At 70.6% G+C, this 23,458-nt stretch carries 24 protein-coding genes and 2 pseudogenes; 13 read left to right on the plus strand and 13 right to left on the minus strand.

The features are described 5' to 3' along the window. Positions 1-28: 28 nt before the first annotated feature. Complete coding sequence (locus ADL01_RS29580; RefSeq protein ID WP_053745064.1) at positions 29-1,114, minus strand: WD40/YVTN/BNR-like repeat-containing protein; 1,086 nt, start codon at positions 1,112-1,114, stop codon at positions 29-31. A gap of 212 nt (positions 1,115-1,326) precedes the next feature. Here ADL01_RS29580 and ADL01_RS29585 point away from each other — a divergent pair, with 212 nt between their 5' ends. Further along, on the plus strand, positions 1,327-1,893 hold the full coding sequence (locus ADL01_RS29585) for a hypothetical protein (RefSeq protein ID WP_053745065.1): 567 nt from the start codon (positions 1,327-1,329) through the stop codon (positions 1,891-1,893). 767 nt (positions 1,894-2,660) lie between these two features. After that, the gene (locus ADL01_RS29590; protein ID WP_053745087.1) at positions 2,661-3,953 is read left to right on the plus strand and encodes an SGNH/GDSL hydrolase family protein; all 1,293 of its coding nucleotides are present in this window, start codon (positions 2,661-2,663) and stop codon (positions 3,951-3,953) included. Positions 3,954-4,014: 61 nt separating this feature from the next. On the opposite strand, the gene ADL01_RS29595 is transcribed toward ADL01_RS29590, so the two are convergent. Further along, positions 4,015-5,094 (minus strand): NADH:flavin oxidoreductase/NADH oxidase, encoded by a 1,080-nt coding sequence (locus ADL01_RS29595; protein WP_053745066.1) that lies wholly within the window; start codon positions 5,092-5,094, stop codon positions 4,015-4,017. Between the two features lie 154 nt (positions 5,095-5,248). Between ADL01_RS29595 and ADL01_RS29600 the strand changes: the two genes are divergently transcribed. Next, positions 5,249-5,617 (plus strand): ArsR/SmtB family transcription factor, encoded by a 369-nt coding sequence (locus ADL01_RS29600; protein WP_053745067.1) that lies wholly within the window; start codon positions 5,249-5,251, stop codon positions 5,615-5,617. Here ADL01_RS29600 and ADL01_RS29605 read toward each other — a convergent pair. Together ADL01_RS29605 and ADL01_RS29610 are read right to left on the minus strand one after the other, a co-directional pair. Further along, a pseudogene (locus ADL01_RS29605) lies at positions 5,528-6,486 on the minus strand (nucleobase:cation symporter-2 family protein); the annotation flags it as partial. The gene ADL01_RS29600 and the pseudogene ADL01_RS29605 sit on opposite strands and share 90 nt — an antisense overlap. A gap of 26 nt (positions 6,487-6,512) precedes the next feature. Beyond that, positions 6,513-7,865, minus strand: a complete 1,353-nt coding sequence (locus ADL01_RS29610; protein ID WP_053745088.1) for an FAD-dependent oxidoreductase — start codon at positions 7,863-7,865, stop codon at positions 6,513-6,515. 203 nt (positions 7,866-8,068) lie between these two features. Here ADL01_RS29610 and ADL01_RS29615 point away from each other — a divergent pair, with 203 nt between their 5' ends. Beyond that, positions 8,069-8,542 carry a DUF6214 family protein gene (locus ADL01_RS29615; protein ID WP_053745089.1) on the plus strand — a complete coding sequence of 158 codons (474 nt, stop codon included), beginning with the start codon at positions 8,069-8,071 and terminating at the stop codon, positions 8,540-8,542. Between the two features lie 44 nt (positions 8,543-8,586). On the opposite strand, the gene ADL01_RS29620 is transcribed toward ADL01_RS29615, so the two are convergent. Then, positions 8,587-9,243 (minus strand): DUF305 domain-containing protein, encoded by a 657-nt coding sequence (locus tag ADL01_RS29620; RefSeq protein ID WP_053745068.1) that lies wholly within the window; start codon positions 9,241-9,243, stop codon positions 8,587-8,589. Positions 9,244-9,435: 192 nt separating this feature from the next. Here ADL01_RS29620 and ADL01_RS29625 point away from each other — a divergent pair, with 192 nt between their 5' ends. Continuing rightward, positions 9,436-10,938 carry an LVIVD repeat-containing protein gene (locus tag ADL01_RS29625; RefSeq protein WP_053745069.1) on the plus strand — a complete coding sequence of 501 codons (1,503 nt, stop codon included), beginning with the start codon at positions 9,436-9,438 and terminating at the stop codon, positions 10,936-10,938. A gap of 260 nt (positions 10,939-11,198) precedes the next feature. Here ADL01_RS29625 and ADL01_RS29630 read toward each other — a convergent pair whose 3' ends face one another. The 5 genes from ADL01_RS29630 to ADL01_RS29650 form a co-directional block, all read right to left on the minus strand. Next, positions 11,199-11,888, minus strand: a complete 690-nt coding sequence (locus ADL01_RS29630; protein WP_053745070.1) for an HAD family hydrolase — start codon at positions 11,886-11,888, stop codon at positions 11,199-11,201. Between the two features lie 10 nt (positions 11,889-11,898). Further along, complete coding sequence (locus ADL01_RS29635) at positions 11,899-12,648, minus strand: phosphatase PAP2 family protein (RefSeq protein ID WP_078960819.1); 750 nt, start codon at positions 12,646-12,648, stop codon at positions 11,899-11,901. A 136-nt stretch (positions 12,649-12,784) separates the two neighbouring features. Beyond that, on the minus strand, positions 12,785-13,720 hold the full coding sequence (locus tag ADL01_RS29640; RefSeq protein WP_053745071.1) for a M56 family metallopeptidase: 936 nt from the start codon (positions 13,718-13,720) through the stop codon (positions 12,785-12,787). Positions 13,721-13,799: 79 nt separating this feature from the next. Next, positions 13,800-14,360, minus strand: coding sequence for a DUF5134 domain-containing protein (locus tag ADL01_RS29645; RefSeq protein WP_053745090.1), 561 nt, complete (start codon positions 14,358-14,360; stop codon positions 13,800-13,802). Between the two features lie 193 nt (positions 14,361-14,553). Beyond that, positions 14,554-14,946 (minus strand): VOC family protein, encoded by a 393-nt coding sequence (locus ADL01_RS29650; protein ID WP_053745072.1) that lies wholly within the window; start codon positions 14,944-14,946, stop codon positions 14,554-14,556. Positions 14,947-15,015: 69 nt separating this feature from the next. Here ADL01_RS29650 and ADL01_RS29655 point away from each other — a divergent pair. Beyond that, a pseudogene (locus tag ADL01_RS29655) lies at positions 15,016-15,579 on the plus strand (GNAT family N-acetyltransferase); the annotation flags it as partial. A gap of 15 nt (positions 15,580-15,594) precedes the next feature. Here the strand turns inward: ADL01_RS29655 and ADL01_RS29660 are convergent. Continuing rightward, positions 15,595-16,278, minus strand: a complete 684-nt coding sequence (locus tag ADL01_RS29660; protein ID WP_053745091.1) for a glycerophosphodiester phosphodiesterase — start codon at positions 16,276-16,278, stop codon at positions 15,595-15,597. Between the two features lie 290 nt (positions 16,279-16,568). On the opposite strand from ADL01_RS29660, the gene ADL01_RS29665 reads away from it, so the two are divergent. The 5 genes from ADL01_RS29665 (at position 16,569) to ADL01_RS29685 (ending at position 21,208) form a co-directional block, all read left to right on the plus strand. After that, positions 16,569-17,966, plus strand: coding sequence for a DUF6421 family protein (locus ADL01_RS29665; RefSeq protein WP_053745074.1), 1,398 nt, complete (start codon positions 16,569-16,571; stop codon positions 17,964-17,966). 41 nt (positions 17,967-18,007) lie between these two features. Continuing rightward, on the plus strand, positions 18,008-18,763 hold the full coding sequence (locus ADL01_RS29670; RefSeq protein ID WP_053745092.1) for an SDR family NAD(P)-dependent oxidoreductase: 756 nt from the start codon (positions 18,008-18,010) through the stop codon (positions 18,761-18,763). Then, the gene (locus tag ADL01_RS29675; RefSeq protein WP_053745075.1) at positions 18,760-19,830 is read left to right on the plus strand and encodes a threonine aldolase family protein; all 1,071 of its coding nucleotides are present in this window, start codon (positions 18,760-18,762) and stop codon (positions 19,828-19,830) included. Before ADL01_RS29670 ends, ADL01_RS29675 begins: the two co-directional genes overlap by 4 nt. A gap of 83 nt (positions 19,831-19,913) precedes the next feature. After that, positions 19,914-20,507 carry a transglutaminase domain-containing protein gene (locus tag ADL01_RS29680; RefSeq protein WP_053745076.1) on the plus strand — a complete coding sequence of 198 codons (594 nt, stop codon included), beginning with the start codon at positions 19,914-19,916 and terminating at the stop codon, positions 20,505-20,507. 8 nt (positions 20,508-20,515) lie between these two features. Further along, on the plus strand, positions 20,516-21,208 hold the full coding sequence (locus tag ADL01_RS29685; RefSeq protein ID WP_053745077.1) for a B3/4 domain-containing protein: 693 nt from the start codon (positions 20,516-20,518) through the stop codon (positions 21,206-21,208). 229 nt (positions 21,209-21,437) lie between these two features. Here the strand turns inward: ADL01_RS29685 and ADL01_RS29690 are convergent, their stop codons facing one another. Both ADL01_RS29690 and ADL01_RS29695 read right to left on the minus strand, forming a co-directional pair. Then, positions 21,438-22,166 (minus strand): lysophospholipid acyltransferase family protein, encoded by a 729-nt coding sequence (locus tag ADL01_RS29690; RefSeq protein WP_053745078.1) that lies wholly within the window; start codon positions 22,164-22,166, stop codon positions 21,438-21,440. Positions 22,167-22,357: 191 nt separating this feature from the next. Beyond that, positions 22,358-22,774, minus strand: a complete 417-nt coding sequence (locus ADL01_RS29695) for a DUF4395 domain-containing protein (protein WP_053745079.1) — start codon at positions 22,772-22,774, stop codon at positions 22,358-22,360. 75 nt (positions 22,775-22,849) lie between these two features. Between ADL01_RS29695 and ADL01_RS29700 the strand changes: the two genes are divergently transcribed. Then, positions 22,850-23,263, plus strand: a complete 414-nt coding sequence (locus tag ADL01_RS29700; RefSeq protein WP_053745080.1) for a thioredoxin family protein — start codon at positions 22,850-22,852, stop codon at positions 23,261-23,263. Between the two features lie 106 nt (positions 23,264-23,369). Next, entirely contained in the window at positions 23,370-23,450 is an 81-nt protein-coding gene (locus tag ADL01_RS47930; RefSeq protein WP_420719747.1) for a putative leader peptide, read from the plus strand. Positions 23,451-23,458: the final 8 nt, after the last annotated feature.

The following is a 23,458-nucleotide window of genomic DNA, read 5'->3' on the forward strand; positions in this document are numbered from 1 at the left end:
TGCACACCGCGCCCTTTGTGACCGGTCCTCAGTCGATCACCGCTGCCCGCACGCACAGCACGTCCGGCAGATGGGACGCCAGCTGCTGCCAGCTGTCGCCGTCGTCCGCCGACGCGTACACCTCGCCGTTGCGGTTGCCGAAGTAGACGCCCGCCGGGTCCGCGTTGTCCGTGCACAGCGCGTCGCGCAGCACCGTGCCGTAGTGGTCTTCCTGGGGCAGCCCGGCCGACAGGGGTTCCCAGCTCCTGCCCGCGTCCGCCGTACGGAAGACGCGGCAGCGGCGTTCGGCGGGGACGCGGTCGGCGTCGGCGTTGATCGGGAAGACGTATGCCGTGTCCCCGCGGTGCGGATGGGCCGCCACCGCGAAACCGAACGTCGAGGGGAGGTCGGCGCCGATGTCCGTCCACTTCCCGCCCGCGTCGTCGCTCCGGTACACCCCCCAGTGGTTCTGCAGGTACAGCCGGTCCGGGTTGGCCGAGTCCTTCGCGACCTTGTGCACGCACTGGCCGAACTCCGGGTTCGGATCCGGCAGGAACACCGCGGAGACACCGGAGTTGGACGGGGCCCAGCTGGTGCCGCCGTCGGCCGTGCGGAACACTCCGGCCGTCGAGATGGCGACCGTCATCGCGCGCGGGTCACGCTGGTCGGTGACGATCGTGTGCAGGCCCTCACCGCCACCGCCCGGCACCCATCGGGAACGGGTGGGGTGTTCCCACAGCGGGCGGACCAGCTCGAAGGACTCACCGCGGTCCTCGGAGCGGTACAGCGCCGCCGGTTCCGTGCCCGCGTACACCACGTCCGCCTCCGCCGTGGAGGGATGGAGCTGCCAGACGCGCTCCAGCGAAGCGCCCGTGTCCTTGGGGAACTTGACGGCGGGCCGCTCCGGTTCGGTCCAGGTCCGGCCCAGGTCGTCGGAGTGGAAGACCGACGGCCCCCAGTGCGCGCTGTCGCCGCCGACCAGCAGCCTCGGGATCTCGCGCCGGGTGTCGATCGCGACCGAGTACACGGCCTGTGCGTTGAAAGAAGGGCTGTCGTCGAACTCCCACGTGCCACCGCGCCGGTGCCCGATGAACAGGCCCTTGCGCGTGCCGACCGTGAGCAGTACCTCGGTCATGCCGATCACCTCCGGGACGTCTATGTCCAGTCATCGGCCAGTCTGCACCCCACCACTGACAGTCACCTCTGGAAACAGCGTCGTCGCAGGTCAGGGCGGTTTGTCGGCGGGATGTGGCGGATACCTCCGGTGAGTCGTGAGCAACGGCGGCGCACCGCGCGTATGGGAGGACGGCAGGGCAAGTCCGTGTGCGCGTGAGGAGGATGCCTTCGATGGCGGCATTCCGTGGTCCGAGGGTGTGGCTGTGGCGTTGGCGGCGCAATCCGCTGAGACGACGGGTGGACGCCGTGGAGGGGTGGGCCGTACTGGCCACCTGGGCGCTCATCGCGCTCACCGGAGTCCTCGTCGGGCTGGTGGCGGCCCACTCCGTCGAACAGGGACTCGCGCGAGAGCGCGCCGAGTGGCGTCCGGTGACGGCGCTGGTCGTCGAGGACGCGCCCGGCACCGTCGGCAGCGAGAAGGTGTGGGCGAAGGTCCGCTGGACCGCCGCCGACGGCACCCGGCACACGGGTCAGGCCCGCGTCGACTCGGGCAGCACCGCGGGCAGCCCGGCGACGGTCTGGACGGATCCGCAGGGCCGCCTGGTGTCGAAGCCCGCCACCGAGTCCGAGGCCCGTCTCAGGGCCGCGCTGGTCGGCGCCCTGGCGGGCGCGAGCGGGGCGACCGTGCCGTACGTCGGCTGGCGTCTCCTGCGCGGCCGGTTGCAGCGGCGGCGGATGGAGGAGTGGGACGAGGCGTGGGAGCGGTTCGACCCGATGTGGGGGCGCAACACGCGCTGACGCGCGCCGACACGGGCTGACACGTGTGGAAGGAGACGGGGAAGCGGGGGCGGGGGAGCAGCGGTGAGGAGCCCTCACCGGGTCCCCGGTTCCCGGTCGTCGCCGACAGCGAGAGCGGTGCGATGTGGTGCGGTGTCCGGCGATGTCGAGCCGGGCCGCCGTCCCCCAGGGCGCACCCTCGGCTGAGCCCGCCTGCGACGGCACGGGCATGTGCGACGCCGCCGGCCATCCGCGAGCAGCCGCAGGGGGAAGGGGGATGGCTGGTTCCCGGCGCCGAATCCGATGGGTGTGTTCTCAGCCGCCCCGCCGTGCTCCCGGGCAGGTCCGCAGCCGCTGAGCGGCGAATATTTTCGACGTGTGGGAGCGCTTCCATGGCGGCCATGCTCATGCCACGATGCGGCGGGCGGCTTCGCAGAGCGGGACTTCCACTTCCGCCACGCGTTACCCCGCGAGCCGTGATCAGGAAGGGACAAGGACGTGTCCACCCCTGCCGGCGACAGCGCGGCGCCGTCCGGCTTCACGCTCAACGCAGCGGTCTGCACGGCCGGTTGAGCACCGCCGGGCGATGACCGGGTGCGTGCCACGAGCGCGCACCCGGTCGTCGCTCCCGCCACCCGACCCGAACCAGCCCCCCAGCCAGATGACGACGCCCGACGGATCCCCAGAAAACGTCCCGGACAGAGAGAGGCACCCGGCCCGTGAAGTCCCCCCATCTCGCGCAGCCGCCCAGGCCCCAGCGGCCGTCCGCCAGAGCAGCGCTCACCCACCTGGTCGCCACCTGTGTGTTCGTGCTGGCCGTAGTGGTGGTGTCCTCCGTCGTGGTGGCCCTGGTCAGGAGCCCGCAGTCGACGGCCGCCGACCCGGGCCGGTCCGCCCTGCGCTGGGTCAACACCTGGACGTCGATGCCACAGCTCACCGAGCCCGGCAACATGCCGCCCGCGCCCTTCACCGGGGAACGCGCCGTCCTCGTCGACACCACCCTGCGCCAGACGGTGCGCGTCACCACCGGCGGTGAGCGCGTCCGGCTCCGCTTCTCCAACGCCTTCGGCACCACCCCGCTGCCCCTGACCGCCGTGACGGTCGCCCTCCCGCTGGAGGGCCGGGCCGGGGTCAGCGCGATCGAACCCGGCACCCTGCGCGAGGTGACGTTCGCCGGACGCCGGTCCACCACCGTCCCCGCCGGTGCCCAGGTCGTCTCCGACCCGCTGGACTTCGGGCTGCGCCCCGCGACCAACCTGACCGTGACGACGTACCTCGCGAACGGCCAGGCCTCGCTCGCGCTCACCTCGCACCCGGGCTCGCGCACCACCTCGTACCTCCGCACCGGCGACGGCACGGCCGAGCAGGATCTGGCCGGAGCCACCCCGGTCAACCACTGGTACCTGCTCAGCGACGTCGAGGTGCTCTCCCCACCGGACACGCGGGCCGTCGCGGTGCTGGGCGACTCACTGTCCGACGGCCGGAGTTCCACGACCAACGGCAACAACCGCTGGCCCGACCAGCTCCTGGACCGGCTCCGGGGCCTTCCGGGCGGCAACCGGATCGCCGTACTCAACCAGGCGGCCGGTGGTAACCGGGTCCTCAACGACGGCCTCGGGCCCAACGCCCTCGCCCGCCTCGACCGGGACATCCTGGCGCACAGCGGCGTCTCCTGGCTGATCGTCTTCGAGGGCGTCAACGACATCGGCACCGCCGAGCCGACCTCGGCCGCCCAGCAGCGCGTCACCGACGACCTCATCGCCGCCTACCGACAGATCGTCGTCCGCGCACACGCCCAGGGCATCCGCGTCTACGGCGCCACGCTGACGCCCTTCCGCGGTAACACGCCGTACGACGATCCGGCGGGCCTGCGCGAGACGACCCGGCAGGCCGTGAACGACTGGATCCGCACCGGTGGCGTCTTCGACGCCGTCGTCGACTTCGACCGAGCGGTCCGCGATCCGGCCGATCCGGGGAGGCTGCGCGCGGACCTCCACGACGGCGACTGGCTGCATCTGAACCCCGAGGGATACCGGAGGCTGGCCGCCGCCGTTCCCGCGCGCTGGTTCGGGAAGAGCTGATCCCGGGTGGATGAACAGGCGCTGACGACAACTCCCCGATTCGCCAGGGGGCTTGCTGGACTCACACCGACCGGTGGTACTGGTTCGGCACATGCACCTCGCCGCCCAGTTCACGGGCCGCCTGCCGGGCCCACGACGGGTTGCGCAGCAACTCGCGGCCCAACAGCACCGCGTCGGCCTCGCCGTTGGCAAGGATCTTCTCGGCCTGCTCCGGGTCGGTGATCATTCCCACGGCGCCGACGGGCAGCGACGTCTCGGCCTTCACCCGTGCGGCAAAGGGGACTTGGTAGCCCGGGCCGGTCGGAATGCGTACGCCGGAGACGTTGCCGCCGGTCGAGACGTCGAGCAGGTCGATGCCGTGGGCGTGGAGGTCGGCGGCGAAGCGGACGGTGTCGTCGGCGCTCCAGCCGCCGTCCGCCAGCCAGTCCGTCGCCGAGATACGGAAGAACAGCGGCTTGTCCGCGGGCCACACCGCCCGTACGGCGTCGACGACTTCGAGCGCGAAGCGGACCCGGTTCTCGTACGAGCCGCCGTAGGCGTCGGTGCGGTGGTTGGAGTGCGGGGACAGGAAACCGTTGATCAGATAGCCGTGTGCGCCGTGGATCTCGGCGACCTCGAAGCCCGCGTCGAGGGCGCGCCGGGCCGCGTCCGCGAACTGGCCGACGACGTCCGTGATCTGATCGACCGTCAACTCGGTCGGGACCGGGTGCTTCTCGTCGAACGGCAGTGGGCTCGCGCCGACCGGCTGCCAGCCGAGCGCGTCCGGGCCGATCGGCGCGCCGCCCTCCCAGGGCAGACCGGTGGACGACTTTCGGCCGGCATGGGCCAGCTGGATCCCCGGAATCGTGCCCTGGGACACCAGGAAGCGGGTGATCCGCCGCAACGCCTCGACCTGCGTGTCGTTCCAGATGCCGAGGTCGTACGGAGTGATCCGGCCCTCCGGGCTGACGGCGGTCGCCTCGACGAGGATCAGGCCGGTGCCTCCGGCGGCGCGTGCCGCGTAGTGCGCGAAGTGCCAGTCGTTCGGGGCGCCGGTCTCCGGGCCCTCGGGCGTCGCGGAGTACTGGCACATCGGCGCCATCCACACGCGGTTGGGGATGGTCAGGTCACGGAGGCGGTAGGGCTCGAAGAGCGCGCTCACGGCGGACTCCCTTTCGTCTCGTCGTACGTCACGAGGTCGCTGGACGACTCATACGATAGGCATCGTAGTACGGTGGATGTCAAACTACGAGAGTTCTCGTACAATGGGATTCCGGAACGCAGACGAACTGACGAACCGACGACCTGGAGCCGCCGTGACCACCGCAGCCACCGCCCCCGGCAGCCGCGCTCTTGCGCACCCTGGGTGCGAGGAGATCCGGCTGGAGGGGGTGCTGCACGCGCTCTCCGACCCGATGCGGCTCCAGGTCGTGCGAGAGCTCGCCGCCACCGACGACGAGCTCTCGTGTTCGCATTTCGTGCTGCCGGTCACCAAGTCCACGACCACGCACCACTTCCGGGTGCTGCGCGAGAGCGGGGTGATCCGCCAGGTCTACCGGGGCACGGCGAAGATGAACGGCCTGCGCCGGGACGACCTAGACGACCTCTTCCCGGGACTTCTCGACAGTGTCCTGACCGCCGCCGTCCGCCAGGCCGACCGCCTCGGCGGAGGCGCCACCGGCTGAACCGCTCCTCCCCGCAAGGTGGTTGAACAGCAGGTTCAGCGGGATCGCCGTCAGGCAGCCCGCGCTGATGCCGCTGTTCATCACCGTCTGGAACCAGTCCCGGAACTTCGCGTACACCGTGGGCACGCCGACCGGCAGCATGCCCACGGGCACCGAGACCGCCACGACCGTCAGATTGTGGTTGTCCCGGAACTCGACCCCGGCAAGCGTCCGCAGCCCGCTCGCGGCGACCGTCCCGAACATCACCAGCCCCGCACCGCCCAGCACCGGCGCCGGTATGGCCGCGACCACGGCGCCGAGCTTGGGCGGCAGGCCGAGCGGCACGAGAATGCCGCCGGCGGCCGCCACGACCCAGCGGCTGCGCACCCGGGTCCCGACGAGGCCCACGTTCTGCGCGTACGCCGTGTACGGGAAGGTGTTGAAGACGCTGCCGAGGACGGTGGAGAAACCGTCGGCGCGCAGCCCGTCGGCGAGGGAGCGCGGCTCGATCTTCCGGCCGGTCATCTCGCCGACCGCGATCAGGTCACCGGTCGTCTCGGTCATCGTCACGAGCGCCACCACCAGCATGGAGATGATCGCCGAGGCCTCGAAGGTGGGCGCCCCGAAATGGAACGGCGTGCTGATGCCGACCCAGTCGGCGTCCCCGACCCCGTCGAAGTCCGTGAAGCCGAAAGGAACGGCCACGGTCAGCCCCACCACGATGCCCGTCAGTACCGCGATCCGGCTCAGGAACACCGGCGCGAACCGCTGCACACCGAGCACGACAGCCAGTACGAAGGCGGCCAGCGCCAGGTTCCTCGGCTCCCCGAACTCCGCCGAACCCACCCCGCCGCCGCCCAGTTGCCCGCCACCGGCAGCAGCGACAGCCCCCTCGGACAGCGCGCTGCGGCGTCCCTTACGGGGCGTCCGCCCCCTGCGCCGCCGCGAGCAGCGACTCCCAGTCGGGGAGCTTCACGGTGCCGCGGCCCAGCGTGGCGCCGAGCTCCGCCTCGGCCCGTTCGATGGCCTGCCAGCCCGCCCAGCCGACCGGCCGGAATCCCGCCGCGCGCAGTTCAATCAGCGGGTCGCCGGGCCTCTCCCGCCGTACGAGTCCGGCGGCGTCCGCGAGCAGGGAGGTCGCCGTCTCCTTGGCGCAGGGGCGGTTGGTGCCGATGACACCGGTCGGGCCGCGTTTGATCCAGCCGGCCACGTACTCGCCCGGGGAGGGTCTGCCGTCCCGCAGGACGCGCCCCGCGAGATGGGGCACCGTGCCCAGGACCGCGTCGAACGGCAGCCCGTCGACCGGGACGCCGCGATAGCCGACCGAGCGGAGCACGAGCTGCGCCTCGATGTCCTCGTACTGCCCGGTGCCCGTCACCCCGCCGGTCCCGTCCGGCACCGTCCGCTCGAAACGCACCGCCCCCACCCGGCCCCCGGCGGCCAGCAGCTCGACCGGACGGCGGAAGAAGCGCAGCCGGATGCGGCGGCCCGCGCCGGTGGGAGGCAGGGCGGCCCAGCCGCGGAGCGCCTCCACGTTGCGGCGTTGCGCGGCGGGCAGGGCGGACGGGTCGGCGTACCCGGGATCGAGCGCCGACTCGGCCTCGTCGACGACGACCTGGGTGTCCGGCAGGGAGCCCAGCTCGCGCAGCTCCTTGGTGGTGAAGCGGGCCTGCGAGGGGCCGCGTCGGCCGACCATGTGGATGTCGGTCACCCGGTTCGCGGTCAGCGCGGTGAGCGCCGCCTGCGGCATGTCGGTGGGGCTCAGTTCGGCCGGGCCGCGCGCCAGCATCCTGGCCACGTCGACCGCCACGTTCCCGACGCCGATGACCACGGCGGTACGCGCCCCGTGGACGAAGGTGTCGGCGACCGCGTCCGGATGGGCGCTGTACCAGGACACGAACTGGGTCGCGGACCAGCTGCCCGGCAGCTCCTCGCCAGGAATCCCCAGGTGGCGGTCGGTGGCGGCGCCCACGCAGTACACCACCGCGTGGTACAGCTCCCGCAGCCGGGCGCCCGGCAGCTCGCCGGGTCCGGAACCGACCGGAACGCCGCCCAGGAAACGCACCCGTTCGTGTTCCAGGACCGTACGCAGACTGTTCTGCAGCGACTTGATCTTCTCGTGGTCGGGCGCCACCCCGTACCGCACCAGACCGTACGGCGCGGGCAGCCGGTCGAGGACGTCGACCAGCACCTCCGGGTCCTGCTGGACCAGGCTCTGGGCGGTGTAGACCCCACTCGGACCCGAACCCACGACGGCGACACGCAGCACGGCGATCCCCTCACTGCGGGACACGACGGAACTCCCTGTTGCTGACACTTTCAGGATCGCACCGCCGGAGCTGCTCTGACAGGGTGCCGAGCCGTCCGGGCGCGCGTGTCCGTTCGTATGGAATGTGATCATGCGGTTACGTTCAGTATGTGCTGGAAGCATCCTTTCTTCATCTTTCCGGTCGCTGCCCGACGCAGGGCACGGTGACGGTGCGGCCCGCCTGGGAAGTGCGGGAACACGAGGGCTCGGCGACGACAGCGTGGTACGAGGTCCGGCTCGCCTTCACCGACGGCGCCCAGGTCGACCTACTCGCCGTGGTCCGCGAGGCGGGCGTCTCCATCGAGGACGTACGGGCGCAGCCGGCGCTGTCGCTCGACGATCTGGCGGCGCTCGCGGACTGGATCGAGGGTCCGCTCTTCGAGACGTGCGGATACGGGCCCGGGGGGAGCGGATCGACTGACGTGTGCCCGCGGCCCCGGCGCGCCCGGCCCGCCTGGCCGCGTGGCGTCGAGGGGCGGTGGCTGGTCGCGGAGGAGTACCGGGCCGCTCAGGAAGAGGGCGCCGACCCTGTTCTCGCCGTGATGTGCGCGACCGGGCACAGCCGGCGCCGGTCCCTCAGGATGATCTCGCAGGCCCGCGACGCCGGATTTCTGACGCCCCGTCATGCCCGGCGCTGAGCGGGGGCCTTGAGGGCGGGCGGGTCCAACGCGGCGTACCCCGGCTACATTCCGCGCATCCTGTTGATCTCGCTCGTCTGCTGAGCGATCACGTCGTCGGCCATCTCCTCGACCCGGACGTTGTTGCCCTGCCCCTTCACCTCGGTGGCCATGGTGACGGCCCCCTCGTGATGCGTGATCATCAACGTGAGGAACAGCTTGTCGAACGCCTTCCCCTTCGCCGCGCGCAGTTGGGCGAGCTGCGCCTCGGTCGCCATGCCGGGCATCGCCCCGTGGCTGTGCCCGGTCATCTTGTCGTCGCTGCCGTGGTCCTTCAACCACCCTTGCATCGAGGCGATTTCAGGGCGCTGAGCGGCGGCGATGCGCTCGGCCAGCCGCTTCACCGATGCCGACGCCGCGCGCTCGGGGACGAGTTCGGTGAGCTCGATCGCCTGGGCATGATGCTCGATCATCCTGCGGGCGTACGAGAGATCCGCCGAGTTGGGCGAGTCGTCGGGCAGCTTGGCCTTCGCCTCCTCGGGGGACAGCGTCTGAGCCGCCTCACCGGGCAGGCCGGGCGCGATCACCGAAGGCCCGCCCGTCTTCGGGGACTTGGCGTCCGAGGATGAGGGCGAGGACGAGTCGCAGGCGCTGAGAGCGAGGGTGAGCGCGAGCGCGGCCAGGACCGGGCGGAAGGTACGGGACGCGCGACGGACGGGCACAACAGCCTCCTGGGTCAGGTGAGTTGAGGGACACCTCGTGAGTGCTGTGTCCGTCCTAGCACGCTTCCATTCGCCCGTGATCAGAAACTTTTATGACAAGTGCATTGCTCACTGTTGATCAGTGCATGATGAAGACGATACTTCGGAGGAACGTGAACCGTTCTGACCCGAACGGCTACCAGGGAGGACGCAGTGACCCTGTTAAACAATCCCCGAACGCGGCCCAGACGTCTGGGAGTCGCCGCCGCGGCGGCCGGACTGCTGGCCGCGCTGCTGACCGCCGGTCCGGCGGCCGCGACCCCCGACCCGGGGGACGGCCCGACGGTGCCGGAGAAGATCTCGAAGAGTGTGCAGGCCCAGGTCAAGAAGGCCCTGGCCGAGGGTGAGATACCCGGCGTGGACGAGATCGTCCACTCCGACAACATCACGCACCTCACGAACATCCCCAAGGACGCGCTGCCCGGCGCCAACACGGACCTCGCCTTCCAGGGGAAGTACGCCTTCGCCGGCAACTACGACGGCTTCCGCATCTTCGACATCAGCAACCCGAAGGCCCCGCAGACCGTCGCCCAGGTGCTGTGCCCCGGCAGCCAGAACGACATCTCGGTCTCCGGGAACCTGCTCTTCCTGTCCACCGACTCCTCGCGCAACGACAGCAGTTGCAAAAGCGTCTCGCAGCCCGCGACCGAGAAGTCGTCGTGGGAGGGCATGAAGGTCTTCGACATCACGGACAAGGCGAACCCGAAGTACGTCGCCGCCGTGGAGACCGACTGCGGCTCGCACACCCACACGCTGGTGCCCAAGCGCAAGAACGTCTACATCTACGTCTCCTCGTACTCGCCGAGCGCCGCCTTCCCCGACTGCCAGCCGCCGCACGACGGCATCTCGGTCATCAAGGTGCCGCGAAAGGCCCCCGAGAAGGCGGCAGTTGTCGGCTTCCCGGTCCTCTTCCCCGGTGAGGGCCCCGACGGCGGCGGCAACCCCGGTTCGCCCACCAACCCGGGCGTCTCCAAGACCACCGGCTGCCACGACATCACCGTGCTGCCCTCGGAGGACCTCGCGGCGGGCGCCTGCATGGGCGACGGCATCCTGTTCTCCATCAAGGACCCCGAGCACCCGAAGGTCATCGACCAGGTCCAGGACAACGTGAACTTCGCGTTCTGGCACTCGGCGACCTTCAACCAGAAGGCCAACAAGGTCGTCTTTACGGACGAGTTGGGCGGCGGCGGAGCGGCCACCTGCAACGCGGAGATCGGTCCGAACCGTGGCGCCGACGGCATCTACGACATCGTTGGCAAGGGCGACAAGCGCAAGCTCGTCTTCCGCAGCTACTTCAAGATCCCCCGCTACCAGGCGGACACCGAGGTCTGCGTGGCCCACAACGGCTCGCTGATCCCGGTCAAGGGCAAGGACATCATGGTCCAGGCCTGGTACCAGGGCGGTGTCTCCGTCTGGGACTTCACCGACTCCTCGAAGCCCAAGGAGATCGGCTTCTTCGAGCGCGGCCCGGTCAGCACCGACCGCGTCACGACGGCCGGCCCGTGGTCGACGTACTACTACAACGGCTACATCTACTCGAACGACATCGCCAAGGGCCTCGACGTCCTGAAGCTCGACGACCGGCGCACGAACCCGGCCAACAAGGTCCGCGTGCCCGAGCTGAACGTCCAGACGCAGCCGGACTACTTCGACTGACCGTCACCTGCGGACCGCTCTCCCACGTCCCGCCGGACACCTCTGTGTCCGGCGGGACACGCATGTCCTGCCAACGCCACAGCAATTCCTCATTGACCGAGGCGCCGCGTGGGGACATGCTGTTACTTCCGCGTTGACTTTTTGTCAGCTGACTGAGGTCGACGCGGCCGGAGCGACCCGTACGGGCCGTTCCGGACGGCCGTCTGTCTGGGGTGACGCGGGGGATCACCTCAGGCCGACGTGCCCTTCCCGCCTAGGTCTCAGCCCGCCAGCTCCAGCACCGGCCGTAGCCCGTCCGGCCGTTGCGACACCGGCAGATGGTCCACGAAGTGCACCGCGCACCCCAACTCCGACGCGCCCCCGTCCGCGCGCCGGTCGTCGCCGACCATGAGCACGTCGTGCGGGGCGACGTCGAGCGCCTCGCAGGCCACCGCGAACAGACGCGGGTCCGGCTTCTGGATGCCGTGCTCGTACGACAGGACGTACGTGTCGATGTACGGGTCCAGCCCGTGCGCCCGGAAGACGGGACGCAGATCCCAGCCGATGTTGCTGACCACCCCGACGGAGATCCCGCGCTCCCGCAGCGCGCCCAGCACCTCGACGGCATCGGCGTACGGGCTCCACGCGGCCGGGGTCATGTGCCGCTCGTACAACGCGTCGTACAACGCCGGGTCGGGCAGCGGCACTTGACGGGCGAGGCCGGTGTACGCGGCCCGGTGCAGCTCGGCGCTCCGATCGCGGATCCCCCACAGGTCGGCCAACGCCTGCGGCAACCGCTCCGGAGAGGCGCCGCCGGGCAGCGCTCCCGCTGACTCCAGCGCCCGCGCCGCCACGGCGACCTCCGGCTCGGGCAGGACGACACCGCGCTCGGCGAGCACGGCGCGCAGCCAGGAGTCGGAGGACTCGATACGGAAGAGGGTCCCGGAGAAGTCGAACAGCACGGCAGCCATGCGCCGGACCTTATCCGGCGTACGGCCCGCCTCGTCCGCTGTCGTGTGTCTCCGCAGTGCAGCGGGAGGTCAGCGCCGCTCGCTTGCCCGCCCGCTCGAACCGCCCGTACGACGCCACTGCCAGCGCCACCACCAGCGCCCCGAGGAGCCAGCCGCCGAGCACGTCCGACGGCCAGTGGACGCCGAGCCAGATCCGGGTCAGGCCGGCGCCCGCGACCGAGAGCACCGCCACGGCGACCGCCGTACGCCACACGGCACGCCCGGCCTCGTACCGGCGCAGCAGCCACAGCAGGAGCCCGCACACCACCGTGGCGGTCATCGCGTGGCCGGAGGGGAAGGCCGCGTAGTGGGCGGAGTCGACGGGATCGGGCCAGACGGGGCGGGCGCGGCCGACCGCCGCCTTCAGTCCCTGCTGGAGCAACGTGCCCAGCGCACAGGTGGCCACCAGCCACAGCGCGAGCCACCACGCCGAGTGCCGCCACACCAGCCACACCGCTACGGCCGCGGCCAGCAGGCGCATCGTCAGCGGGTCCCACACCCAGTCGGTGAGGATCCGGAAGGTGTGCGTGAGCCCGGGTTCGTCGACCGCCCAACGGTGGGTGGTGCGCGCGATGTCACCGTCGAGGGCGATCAACGGGTGCCAGTCCACCGCGACCAGGGTCAGCAGGAGCACGGACGCGAGGGCCAGGGCGACGGCGACGCGGACGGCCTGGAGACGGGCGGGGTGTCGGAGCCGGGAGGTGAGGTGGGGGGAGCGCATGAATCGATCCTCGCCGACCCGCCGGGCCGGAGGCCAACCGGCCCCACCCTGCCCGCGGGCAGTCGTGCCGCTGGGGCGGCACGGGTGGGTGTAGGCGGCACCCGGCAGGTGCCGGCGAGCGGTGACCGGCGACGCGCTACCCGAGCGCCCGCAACCCGGGTGCGAACGCCACCAGTACCGGGATCACCGGAACCAGGGCCGCGGCCGCCGTCAGGCGCAGCCTTCGGCCCGCCGTCAGCCGGTCCGGTGCGGTCAGCAACCTGCGCACCCGCAGAGGGAGATGGGCCTGCGGGGTCGGGGACGGGCCGAACACGCCCCGGTCCTTGTTGAGTTCGACCAGGGCGAGGGCGGTCGTCACACGGCCGAAGCGGCGGGAGGCCATGTCGTCGGCGGCGAGTTCCACCAGCCGGTGCATCTCGTCCCGGAACGAGGCGAAGACGGGCACCTGCGGAAACCCGCCCGCCAGCGCGCCCGAACAGTGCAGCAGCCAGTCGTGGCGGGCCCGCGCGTGCCCCTGCTCGTGCGCGAGAACGGCGTCCAGCTGACGCCCGTTGAGTCGGCGCAGCGCGGCCGTGGTGACGACCAGTCCGGGTGCGGTGCCGGTCAGCCACCAGGCGTCGGCGCGCTCGCCCTCCAGCACCACGAGCCGGTCGGGACGCGGCTCCTCGCCGGGCAACAGCGGGGCGCGGACGAGGAGTTCGGCCCGCCGCAGCCTGCGCCGACGGCGCGCCCGTACGACCTCACGGACGAGCATCGCCGCGGTCCACAGCCCGCCGCAGGCAAGCGTCACGGCCGTCGCCGCGGCCCAGGGGCGGGAGGCGCCGAGGACGTACGCCTCCACGACCGCGTGCGGCGCCGGGGCGAACACATGGCCGCGTACGGCCTGCCAGGCCGCCGCCGCGCTCAGCGTCATCGACAGCACGCAGCACATCAGCACGGCCGCCACCACGCACTGCCATACCCACAGGGCGACCACCGGCTCACGGTCCGGCCAGTCGGCGCGCGCGAGCAGCCGCGGGGCGACGACGGCGGTCAGCGCGCCGAGCAGCAACAGTGCCGCGGGGACCATCATGCGTTCACCCTATGAGCGGGGCGGCGCTCACACCTACGGTCCGTGGCGGCAAAGTGACGCAGACCACGGTTTCGTGGCGTCAGAGCGTGATCAGCATGGCGAGCGTCGCGATCCCCATGGACAACCGGCAGGCGCGCACCAGTTCGGGCCGGTCGCCCCAGCCGGGCGAGCCTGTCGGGCCCCCGCCGCCGGTGGCCAGGACCGGTACGGACACCAGGCGGACGCCGGACAGCAGCACGTACCCGGTGAAGTAGAGGAGCAGTGTCGCCGTCAGCGCAGGGACCCCGGAGCTGCCCGACCCGTGGTGGTGACCGGGGGCGGCGGCCATCGCGGACGCCATGTAGGCCATGGCGAACGCCCCCACGAGGTGGTGCAGATGGTGCGGCCCGGTGCGGGTGGCCCACAGGGCGCGCAGCGCGGCCGTGCCGAACACGGCCGTGTACACCAGCCAGGCCCAGCGCGGCGGGGTCAGTACGGCGGCGGGCACGGCCATCGCGGCCATGCCGAAGCCCATCAGCGCCTCGCCACCCGCGGCCCGGCGCTGTTCCCCGGCGGTGCTGCGCATCCGCAGCAGGCAGTACGCCCCGGTCGCGGCGCACAGCGCGACCAGCAGCCACCCGGGCGAAGCCGGACCGTGCACACGAACCTCCCCCTCGATCCCGGTTCCGGGACCTCCGTCGAAGGGATGCCCACGCCGGGCGGTGCGCATGCGAGCGCAAGGGAGTACGCGGGGGAGCGCGCTCCGGAGCACCGCAGGTGAAGGGGGTTGCGGCATGCCCCGAGGGAGGAACTCACGGCGCCGCCGGGCGAGTTGCGCCTCCGGCTCCGGGGCGTCAGATGCCGGGCCGGTACCGCAGCGGATGGTCGGCCGGTACCTCCACCAGCACGATCCGGGTGCCGTCCGGGTCGGCGATCCACATCTCGACGAGCCCCCACGGCTCCTTCACCGGCGGCCGCACGATCTCGACGCCCCGGGACGCCAACTCGTCGTGGGCGGCAGCCACGTCCGCCACCTGGAGCCACAGCCGTACGGACGGCGACGGGGGTTCCTCGGCCCGCCCCGAGAGCTCCAGGAACCCTCCGCCGAGAAAGTAGACGGTGCCCCGCTCCGGCCCGGTCCCGAACTCGCGGTGGACGGCGAGCCCCAGGCGCTCGCCGTAGAAGATCCGGGAACGCTCCGGGTCGATGGGACGGACAAGGATGCGGCTGCTCAGTACATGCACCATGCACCGGAGCCTAGCGGGAGTGCCCGCGCTCGGCGTTAGGCTCATCGGTGCCCGCGCCGCAGGAGAAACCCGAGAACCCGGAGAACCGCCGCCATGGACAGCGCCGCCATCACACCGACCTTCCGTGACGCCACCGAGGACGACATCGACACGCTGGTCGCGCTCGTCGAGTCCGCCTACCGGGGCGATGCCAGCCGGGCCGGCTGGACCACCGAGGCGGACATCCTCGAAGGGCAGCGGACCGATCCGGAGGGCGTGCGGGACGTCGTCAAGTCGCCCGACAGCCGGCTGCTGACCGTCGAACAGGACGGCCGCGTCGTCGCCTGCTGTCACCTCGAACACCGAGGCGACCACGCCTACTTCGGTATGTTCGCGGTCAGTCCGGCCGTCCAGGGGGCGGGCCTGGGGAAGGTCGTCCTCGCCGAGGCGGAACGCGCGGCGCGCGAGACCTGGGGCGCGCGGGCGATGCACATGACCGTGATCTCCGTACGGAACGACCTGATCGCCTGGTACGAGCGGCGCGGTTACCGCCGTACGGGAGAGATGAGCCCCTTCCCGTACGGCGACGAGCGGTTCGGTGTTCCGCTGCGGGACGATCTGCGGTTCGAACTGCTGGTCAAGGAGCTGGTGTGAACCCCGGCGTGCCCGCTACGCGGTGAAGCGGCCCGTGACCTTGATCTGCGGGTAGTCGGTGGTCGCGCCGTCCAGCTGCAGGGCACGAACGAGGCGTAGCTGGTCCTGGGTGTTCACCACCCAGCCGATGATGCGCAGGTCCGCCTTTCGCGCCCGCTCGACGATCTCCAGCGTGAGACGGCGGATGTCAAGACACACCGTCGAGGCGCCGGAGCGGGTGGCGCGGTGCACGACGTCGGTGCCGTAGCGGGCGGCGATGAGCGCCGTGCTCACCTCGGGGACGAGGCGGGTGACCTCGGCGATCGCGTCCTCGTGGAACGAGGACACTTCGACCCGTCCGGCCAGCTCCCGGCGCTCGATCACCTCGGCCAGCGCCCGCGCCGCCGCCGTGTCCTTGATCTCGGCCTGGAGCGGTGTGCCGACGGCGTCGAGGACCTCCTCGAAGGCCGGGACGCGCTCGCCGCGGCCCGCGTCCAGGGCGCGCAGTTCGGCGAGGGTCAGCTCGGCGACGGGGCCGGTGCCGGTCGTCGTGCGGTCCACGGTGGCGTCGTGCATGACGACGAGGTCGCCGTCCTTGCTGAGCCGCAGATCGAGCTCGATCATGTCGAGGCCCGCCTGCTCGGCGGCGACGAACGACCGGAGGGTGTTCTCGGGCTCCACGCCCATGATTCCCCGGTGCCCGATGGTCAGGAAGTTCAAGGCCAACTCGCTTCCGTCGACGGCGGTTCGGCTGCCGCAGCCTAACCGCCCGGCCCCGCGTTGAACCCGTACGGACGCGCGGCAACGGCCTGGCCGGAATCAGTGATCAGCCGAGGGGTGTGAACCGGCCCGTGTCGGGTAGAGGAAGTCACTGTCGTCATGGTTTCCGGCAGGAAAAATTATGGTGACCATGAGGGTCCGCAGGACAATCTCTTCCAGCACGCCTTGTGATCGGGAACCTCGTACGCATACGGTGTCCTTACGAGAGGTTCTCCCGTGGAGGATGGGACATGACGGAAATTCTTGAGCAGATAGTTTCGGACCAGCGGGTTTCTCCGCTCGCCAGGGTGGTGGAGCACCCGGCCTGGCCCGTGCTCAAGGACGCCGTCGAGCAGATCCGGCCATGGCAGGCCAAGGACGGGTCGATCGACTTCGACCGGGAGGACGCCCCGGACCCCGCGGACGCCGATCTCGCCGTACGCCGGATCGTGGACGCCGTCGCCGAGCTCTCCCCGCTGCTGCCGCACGACAGCGCCTATCACCAGGCCCTCGCCAAGGATCTGCGCCGCTGGTCCGACAGCGGATTCCGGGTGCCGGACTTCCTCGACTCACTGCTGGCCTTCCAGCCCGCCGCGAGCCGCGCGGACGGCCTTCAGCACCTGGTCGTCTTCCCGATGTACACGCAGAACGGCAACCCGGACCGCAACCTCGAAGCGGTCGTCCTGCGCATGGTGTGGCCCGACTGGCTGGCCGAGCTGGAGCGCACCCGCTACGACAACCCGCTGTTCTGCGGCATCACCTTCGAGGACTTCACCGCCGGGTACGACACCAACTCGGCCGTCCTCTTCCCGGAGACCATCGCCGTGCGCGAGGCACCGGAACGGTTCACCTGGGGCGGTATCTTCTGCGACCGCGAGGCCGCCCGCTTCCGCCGGGTCACCGACGCCGCCGTCGACATCCTCGGCCTCGAACTGCCTGAGGACGTCGCCGCGATGGTGCACGACCAGAAGCGCTGCGAAGAGGCGTTCGTCCTGTGGGACATGGTCCACGACCGCACCCACAGCCACGGCGACCTGCCCTTCGACCCCTTCATGATCAAGCAGCGCCAGCCGTTCTGGATGTACGGCCTGGAGGAGCTGCGCTGCGACCTCACCGCCTTCAAGGAGGCCGTGAAGCTCGAGGCGGAAGGCGTCTCCCAGGCCCGTGACGTGCAGTTCGCGGTGCTGTTCGACCGGATGTTCCGCTTCCCGGTCACCGGCGAGCGGGTCCGCAACTACGACGGCCTCGGTGGCCAGCTCCTCTTCGCGTACCTGCACCAGCACAACGTGATCCGCTGGACCGACAACAAACTGCACATCGACTGGCAGCGCGCCCCCCAGGTCACCAACCAGCTCTGCGCCGAGATCGAGACCCTGTACCGCGAGGGCATCGACCGGCCCAAGCTCGTCCACTGGTTCAAGGCGTACGAGCTGGTCTCCGCGTATCTTTCCCCGCACCCCGGCTCCCGCTGGGCCAAGGGTCCCGACGCCCTCGACCTGAGCCAGCCGCCCCGCAAACTCGTCGACGAGGTGCTGCCGGACGAGTTTCCGCTGAGCATGTTCTATGAGGCCCTCTCCAAGAAGCTGAAGAACGTGATCGCCTCCACCAGGGGGATCACCGCGGAGAGTGCCGAGCGGGTCGCCGCATGAGCGGCCGCGCCACCGAAAACACTGCTCAGGAGGCGATGAACATGGGGAACGGGGCTCTCAGCGGTGCGGTGATCGCGGTCGCGGGCGCCGGCGGACCCGCCGGCCGGGCGACACTGCTCAGGCTCGCCGAGGCCGGCGCGACCGTCGTCGGCTCGGACAACGACCCGGAGCGGCTCGCGGAGGCCGTGGACGCGGCCAGCTACGCGCACGGCGGCGCAACCGTCGTCGGCGACACCGTCGACCTGCTCGACCTGCAGTCGACCCGGGACTGGGCCACGCGCGTCGAGAAGGACTTCGGGCGTGTCGACGGCCTGGTCCACCTCGTCGGCGGCTGGCGCGGCAGCGAGACGTTCACCAAGACGGTCCTCGACGACTGGGACCTGCTGGAACTCCTGCTCATCCGCACCGTGCAACACACCTCCCTCGCCTTCCACGAGGCCCTCCAGCGCAGCGACCGCGGCCGGTACGTCCTGACCAGCGCCGCCGGCGCGAGCAACCCCACCGCGGGCAACGCCGCGTACGCCGCCGCCAAGGCCGCCGCCGAGGCGTGGACGCTGGCCATGGCCGACTACTTCCGCAAGGCCGGAGCCGCCGAGGGCGCCGACGGACCGACGTCGGCGGCTGCGATCCTGGTCGTGAAGGCGTTGGTGCACGAAGCGATGCGCGCCGAGCGCCCCAATGCGAAGTTCGCGGGCTTCACCGACGTCAAGGAGCTGGCCGAGGCCATCGCAGACGTCTGGGAGCGGCCCGCCGCCGAAGTGAACGGGAAACGTCTGTGGCTGACCGAGAAGCCGTGAACCCTCCGAAGACCGACGCGGGCCGTCATCACGACCCGGAGAGCCGAGGCTTCGCCAGCGACAACTACGCGGGGGCCCACACCGAGGTGCTCGCCGCCCTGGCCCTGGCCAACGGCGGGCACCAGGTCGCGTACGGCGAGGACGACTACACGGAGAACCTCCAGCGGATCGTCCGCAGCCACTTCGGCGCCACGGCGGAGGCGTTCCCCGTCTTCAACGGCACCGGAGCCAACGTTGTCGCGCTCCAGGCGGTCACCGACCGCTGGGGCGCCGTGATTTGCGCCGAGAGCGCGCACATCAACGTCGACGAGGGCGGCGCCCCCGAGCGCATGGGCGGGCTCAAGCTGCTCACGGTGGCCACACCGGACGGCAAGCTGACCCCCGACCTGATCGACCGGCAGGCGTACGGCTGGGACGACGAGCACCGCGCGATGCCGCAGGTCGTCTCGATCACCCAGAGCACCGAGCTGGGCACCCTCTACACCCCGGACGAGATCCGCGCGATCTGCGACCACGCCCATGCTCACGGCATGAAGGTCCACCTGGACGGCTCCCGTATAGCCAACGCGGCGGCCTCGCTCGACGTCCCGATGCGGACGTTCACCAACGCGGCCGGCGTCGACATCCTCTCCCTCGGCGGGACGAAGAACGGCGCGCTGTTCGGCGAGGCGGTGGTCGTGATCAACCAGGACGCCGTCAGCCACATGAAGCACCTGCGCAAGCTGTCCATGCAGCTCGCCTCCAAGATGCGCTTCGTCTCGGTGCAGTTGGAGGCGCTGCTCGCCAAGGACCTGTGGCTGCGCAACGCCCGCCACGCCAACGAGATGGCTCAGCGGCTGGCGGAGGGCGTACGGGCCGTGCACGGGGTCGAGATCCTCTACCCGGTCCAGGCGAACGCGGTCTTCGCCCGCCTTCCGCGCGATGTGAGCGAACGCCTGCAGAAGCGCTTCCGCTTCTACTTCTGGGACGAGACCGCGGGCGACGTCCGCTGGATGTGCGCCTTCGACACGACCGAGGACGACGTGGACGCGTTCGTGGCGGCGCTGAAGGAGGAGATGGCGCGCTGACGCCCTCCCACTGAATGCATAGGTATGCGGTCACCTGAAAAGTCATTGACTCTTCGGTGATCGCTTTCCTATGCTCTGGAGCCATGGAGCTGATCCAGAACACCTCTGACCTGTCCGCGTATCTGGCCGCTGACGAGGTCATCGACCACCATCACCCGCTGGTACGGGAGACCGCCGCGCAGCTCGCCATGGGTGCGGTGGACTCGTATGCCTATGCGCGAGCTGCGTACGAATTCGTGCGCGACACCATCCCGCACTCCGCCGACAGCGGTGACCCGCGGGTCACCTGGCGGGCCTCGGCGGTCCTGGAGCAGCGCACCGGCATCTGCTACGCCAAGGCCCACGCGCTGGCCGCGCTGCTGCGCGCCGAGGACATCCCCACGGCGCTGTGCTACCAGCGGCTCGCGCACGACGACGGAGGCGGTCACGTCGTGCACGGGCTGGTCGCCGTGCGATTCAACGGCGCCTGGCATCGCCAGGACCCCCGAGGCAACAAGGCGGGCGTGGACGCGCGGTTCTCCCTCGACGGTGAGCGGCTGGCGTGGGTGCCGGATCCGGAGTCCAATGAGGTGGACTATCCAGTACTGTACGCTGAACCGCATCCGGCTGTGCTGGGCGTGCTGAAGGCCGCGCCCGACAGGCCGTATCTCTGGAAGACGCTCCCCACCGCACTCTGAGGCAAGCGATGACTCTCACCCTGACCGTGTCCGACGAGGTGCGCGCGCTCGCACCCGGCTTCACCCATGTCGCCATCGAGGCGCACGGACTCGTCAACGGGCCCAGCACCGACGCCAGTTCGGCACTCCTGGACGACGCGGCCCGCCGGCTCGCCGTACGCCTTGACGGCCGGCCCCCGCACGAGGACCCGCACATGGTCGCCTGGCGGGACACGTACACGGCGTTCGGCTCCAAGCCGTCGCGCACCCGCAACTCGGCCGAGGCGCTCGCCAAGCGGGCGCTGACGGACGCGGGGCTGCCCCGGATCAACGTCCTGGTCGACGTCTACAACGCGATCAGCGTGGCGCACCTGGTCCCGGTCGGCGGCGAGGACCTCGACCACATCCGGGGCGGGATGCGGCTGGTACGCGCCACGGGCACCGAGGACTTCGTGACCGTGGCCGGCGGCGAGGAGACCGTAGAGCACCCCGACGCCGGTGAGGTCGTGTGGTGCGACGAGACGGGAGTGACCTGCCGCCGCTGGAACTGGCGCCAGGGCCCACGCACCCGCCTCACCGAGCAGACCACATCCGCGATCTTCCTCCTGGAGTGCCTCCCCCCGATGGCGCCGGAGCAGTCCCGCAACGCCGCCACCGAACTAGCCGAACTACTGGAGAAGTTCAGCCCTGGGGCAAAAATCACGCTCCGCAACGCGGAGTGAACCGGGGGCGCCCCAAAGGGGCGCGAGGAACTGCGGGCCAAGCCCCCACCGTCCCGCAGGGAGTTCACCCCCCGGGGCGCCCCCCGACAGGGGCGCGAGAAACTGTGCACCAGCCCCCACCGGCCCGCACTGCGGAGTGAAAGCGGGGGCGGCCCCCGACAGGGGCGCGGGGAACTGCGCGCGAAGCCCCCACCGTCCCGCAGACCTTCCCACCCAACCCCCGGAGGGCTCAGCGAGCCTCGGCCTCGCGGACCTCTTCCGGTGTGGGCGCCGTACCGCCAAGGTGGGCCGGCATCCACCACGTGTCGTCCGGCCCCTTGGGACGGACCGGATACGCGCGCTGGGCGGCCTCCAGAAGCTCGTTGACGCGCTCACGCAGCTGCCGGGTGATGGCACCCGCGTACTTGTCCCGGGGAGCCTCCATGGGCTCGCCCACCCGGATCATGATCGGGATGTGGCTGCGCTTGAAGTTGCGCGGGCGACCCTTGGTCCACAGACGCTGCGTACCCCACACGGCCATCGGGATCAGCGGGACGCCCGCCTCCTGAGCCATGCGCGCGGCGCCGGACTTGAAGCTCTTCAGCGTGAACGACTGCGAGATCGTGGCCTCGGGGAAGACGCCGACGATCTCGCCGGAGCGGAGCGAGTCCATTGCGTGCGCGTACGCCAGCTCACCGTTCTTGCGGTCCACGGGGATGTGCTTCATGTTGCGCATCAGCGGGCCGGAGACCTTGTGCCGGAACACCGATTCCTTCGCCATGAAGCGCACCAGCCGCTTCTGCGGGAGCGCCGCGAGACCGTCGAAGATGAAGTCCAGATAGCCGATGTGATTGCTCACCAGCACGGCCCCACCCGAGCGCGGGATGTTCTCCGATCCCTTGCAGTCGATCTTCAGGTCCCAGGCCTTGAACAGTGTCCGGGCGAGACCGATGGCGGGACGGTAGGCAAGCTCAGCCATGGACGGGGATGACCCTTCTCTCTGCTCTGCCTGGGAAGAGGCTCCCGGCGGGAAGTTACGCAGCCGTAGGTTTTACAGCGATGCGCAGATCGTGCCCCAAGAACGGACACGTGGCCAGCCCTCGTGCCCGCGCCGGGCGAGATAATCGTCACGTCACTCGCCTTGATCGACCTCCCGCTTTTAAGCCACCTTTACTCGGTACGTGCCGTCACTCGTCGTACGACCAGGTACATCTCACACCCTAGGCAGTACCCGAACGCCGCGTTCAGGAACGCAGCCGCCAGCGCCGCGCCGGTCGCCGCGAGTCCGAGCCACTCCACACCCAGCGCGTACCCGGCGAGCCCCACAGCCGCGAAGCCGAGCCCGACCGCCTGGGCGAACCGCGGTGGCTCCGGTGCCTCGAACTCCGTCGGCGGCCCGAGCCGCGGACGGACGGCCTTACGGAACAGCCAGCCATAGGGGGAGCGCCCGACCCCGCCCGCCGCGCCCAGCGCGAACGCCAGCGTCTGCCAGGCCAGCAGCCACGCGCTCCCGGTGATCAGTACGACCGCCAGGACGGCGGTCGTCACGGCCGCCCCGAAGCGCGGCCCTCTCACATCGATGTCCATGAAGCGATCATTCCTTAGCAGAAACGTTTCGAGCAGCCGGGAATCTTTGCAGTCTGATGAACGCTGGAGGCGAGGATGACCGGAATCGTGATGTGTGTGGCGGTGCTCGCGGCGGCGAGCGCCTTCGGAGTGCTGCAACGGCGGCGGAGCGGGAGAGTGCGCGTGCGCGGGCGCGACGACGGAAAGAGGCTCGGCGCCGCCGAGTTGGGCCAGGGTCTCGGCGAGCGGGCGACGCTCGTGCAGTTCTCCAGCGCGTTCTGCGCGCCCTGCCGGGCCACCCGGCGTGTCCTCGGCGAGGTGGCCGACATCGTCCCAGGCGTCACCCACGTCGAGATCGACGCCGAGGAACACCTGGACCTCGTACGCAGGCTCGACATTCTCAAGACGCCCACCGTGCTGGTGCTCGACGCCGACGGGCGGATCGTGCGGCGGGCGACCGGGCAGCCGCGCAAGGAAGAGGTCATCGCGGCGCTGGGGGAGGCCGTTTGAGGCCCCGTGATGTCCGGCGACGTCGCTGATGGTGCGTCCGGTGACGCATCTCCCAGTTGCCGGGAGCTACTTGACTGCGCCCGCCATCTATCGTCAGCCTGACCCTATGCCTCCGGAACTCCTTCTCCACGCGCGCGTCCACGTGGATCTGTTGCGCACCGCGAGCGCGCAATGTCCGGGCAGTTGAGCAGCCAC

Origin of the sequence: Streptomyces sp. NRRL WC-3618, from assembly GCF_001280005.1 — a bacterium.
Classification (GTDB): Bacteria; Actinomycetota; Actinomycetes; order Streptomycetales; family Streptomycetaceae; genus Streptomyces.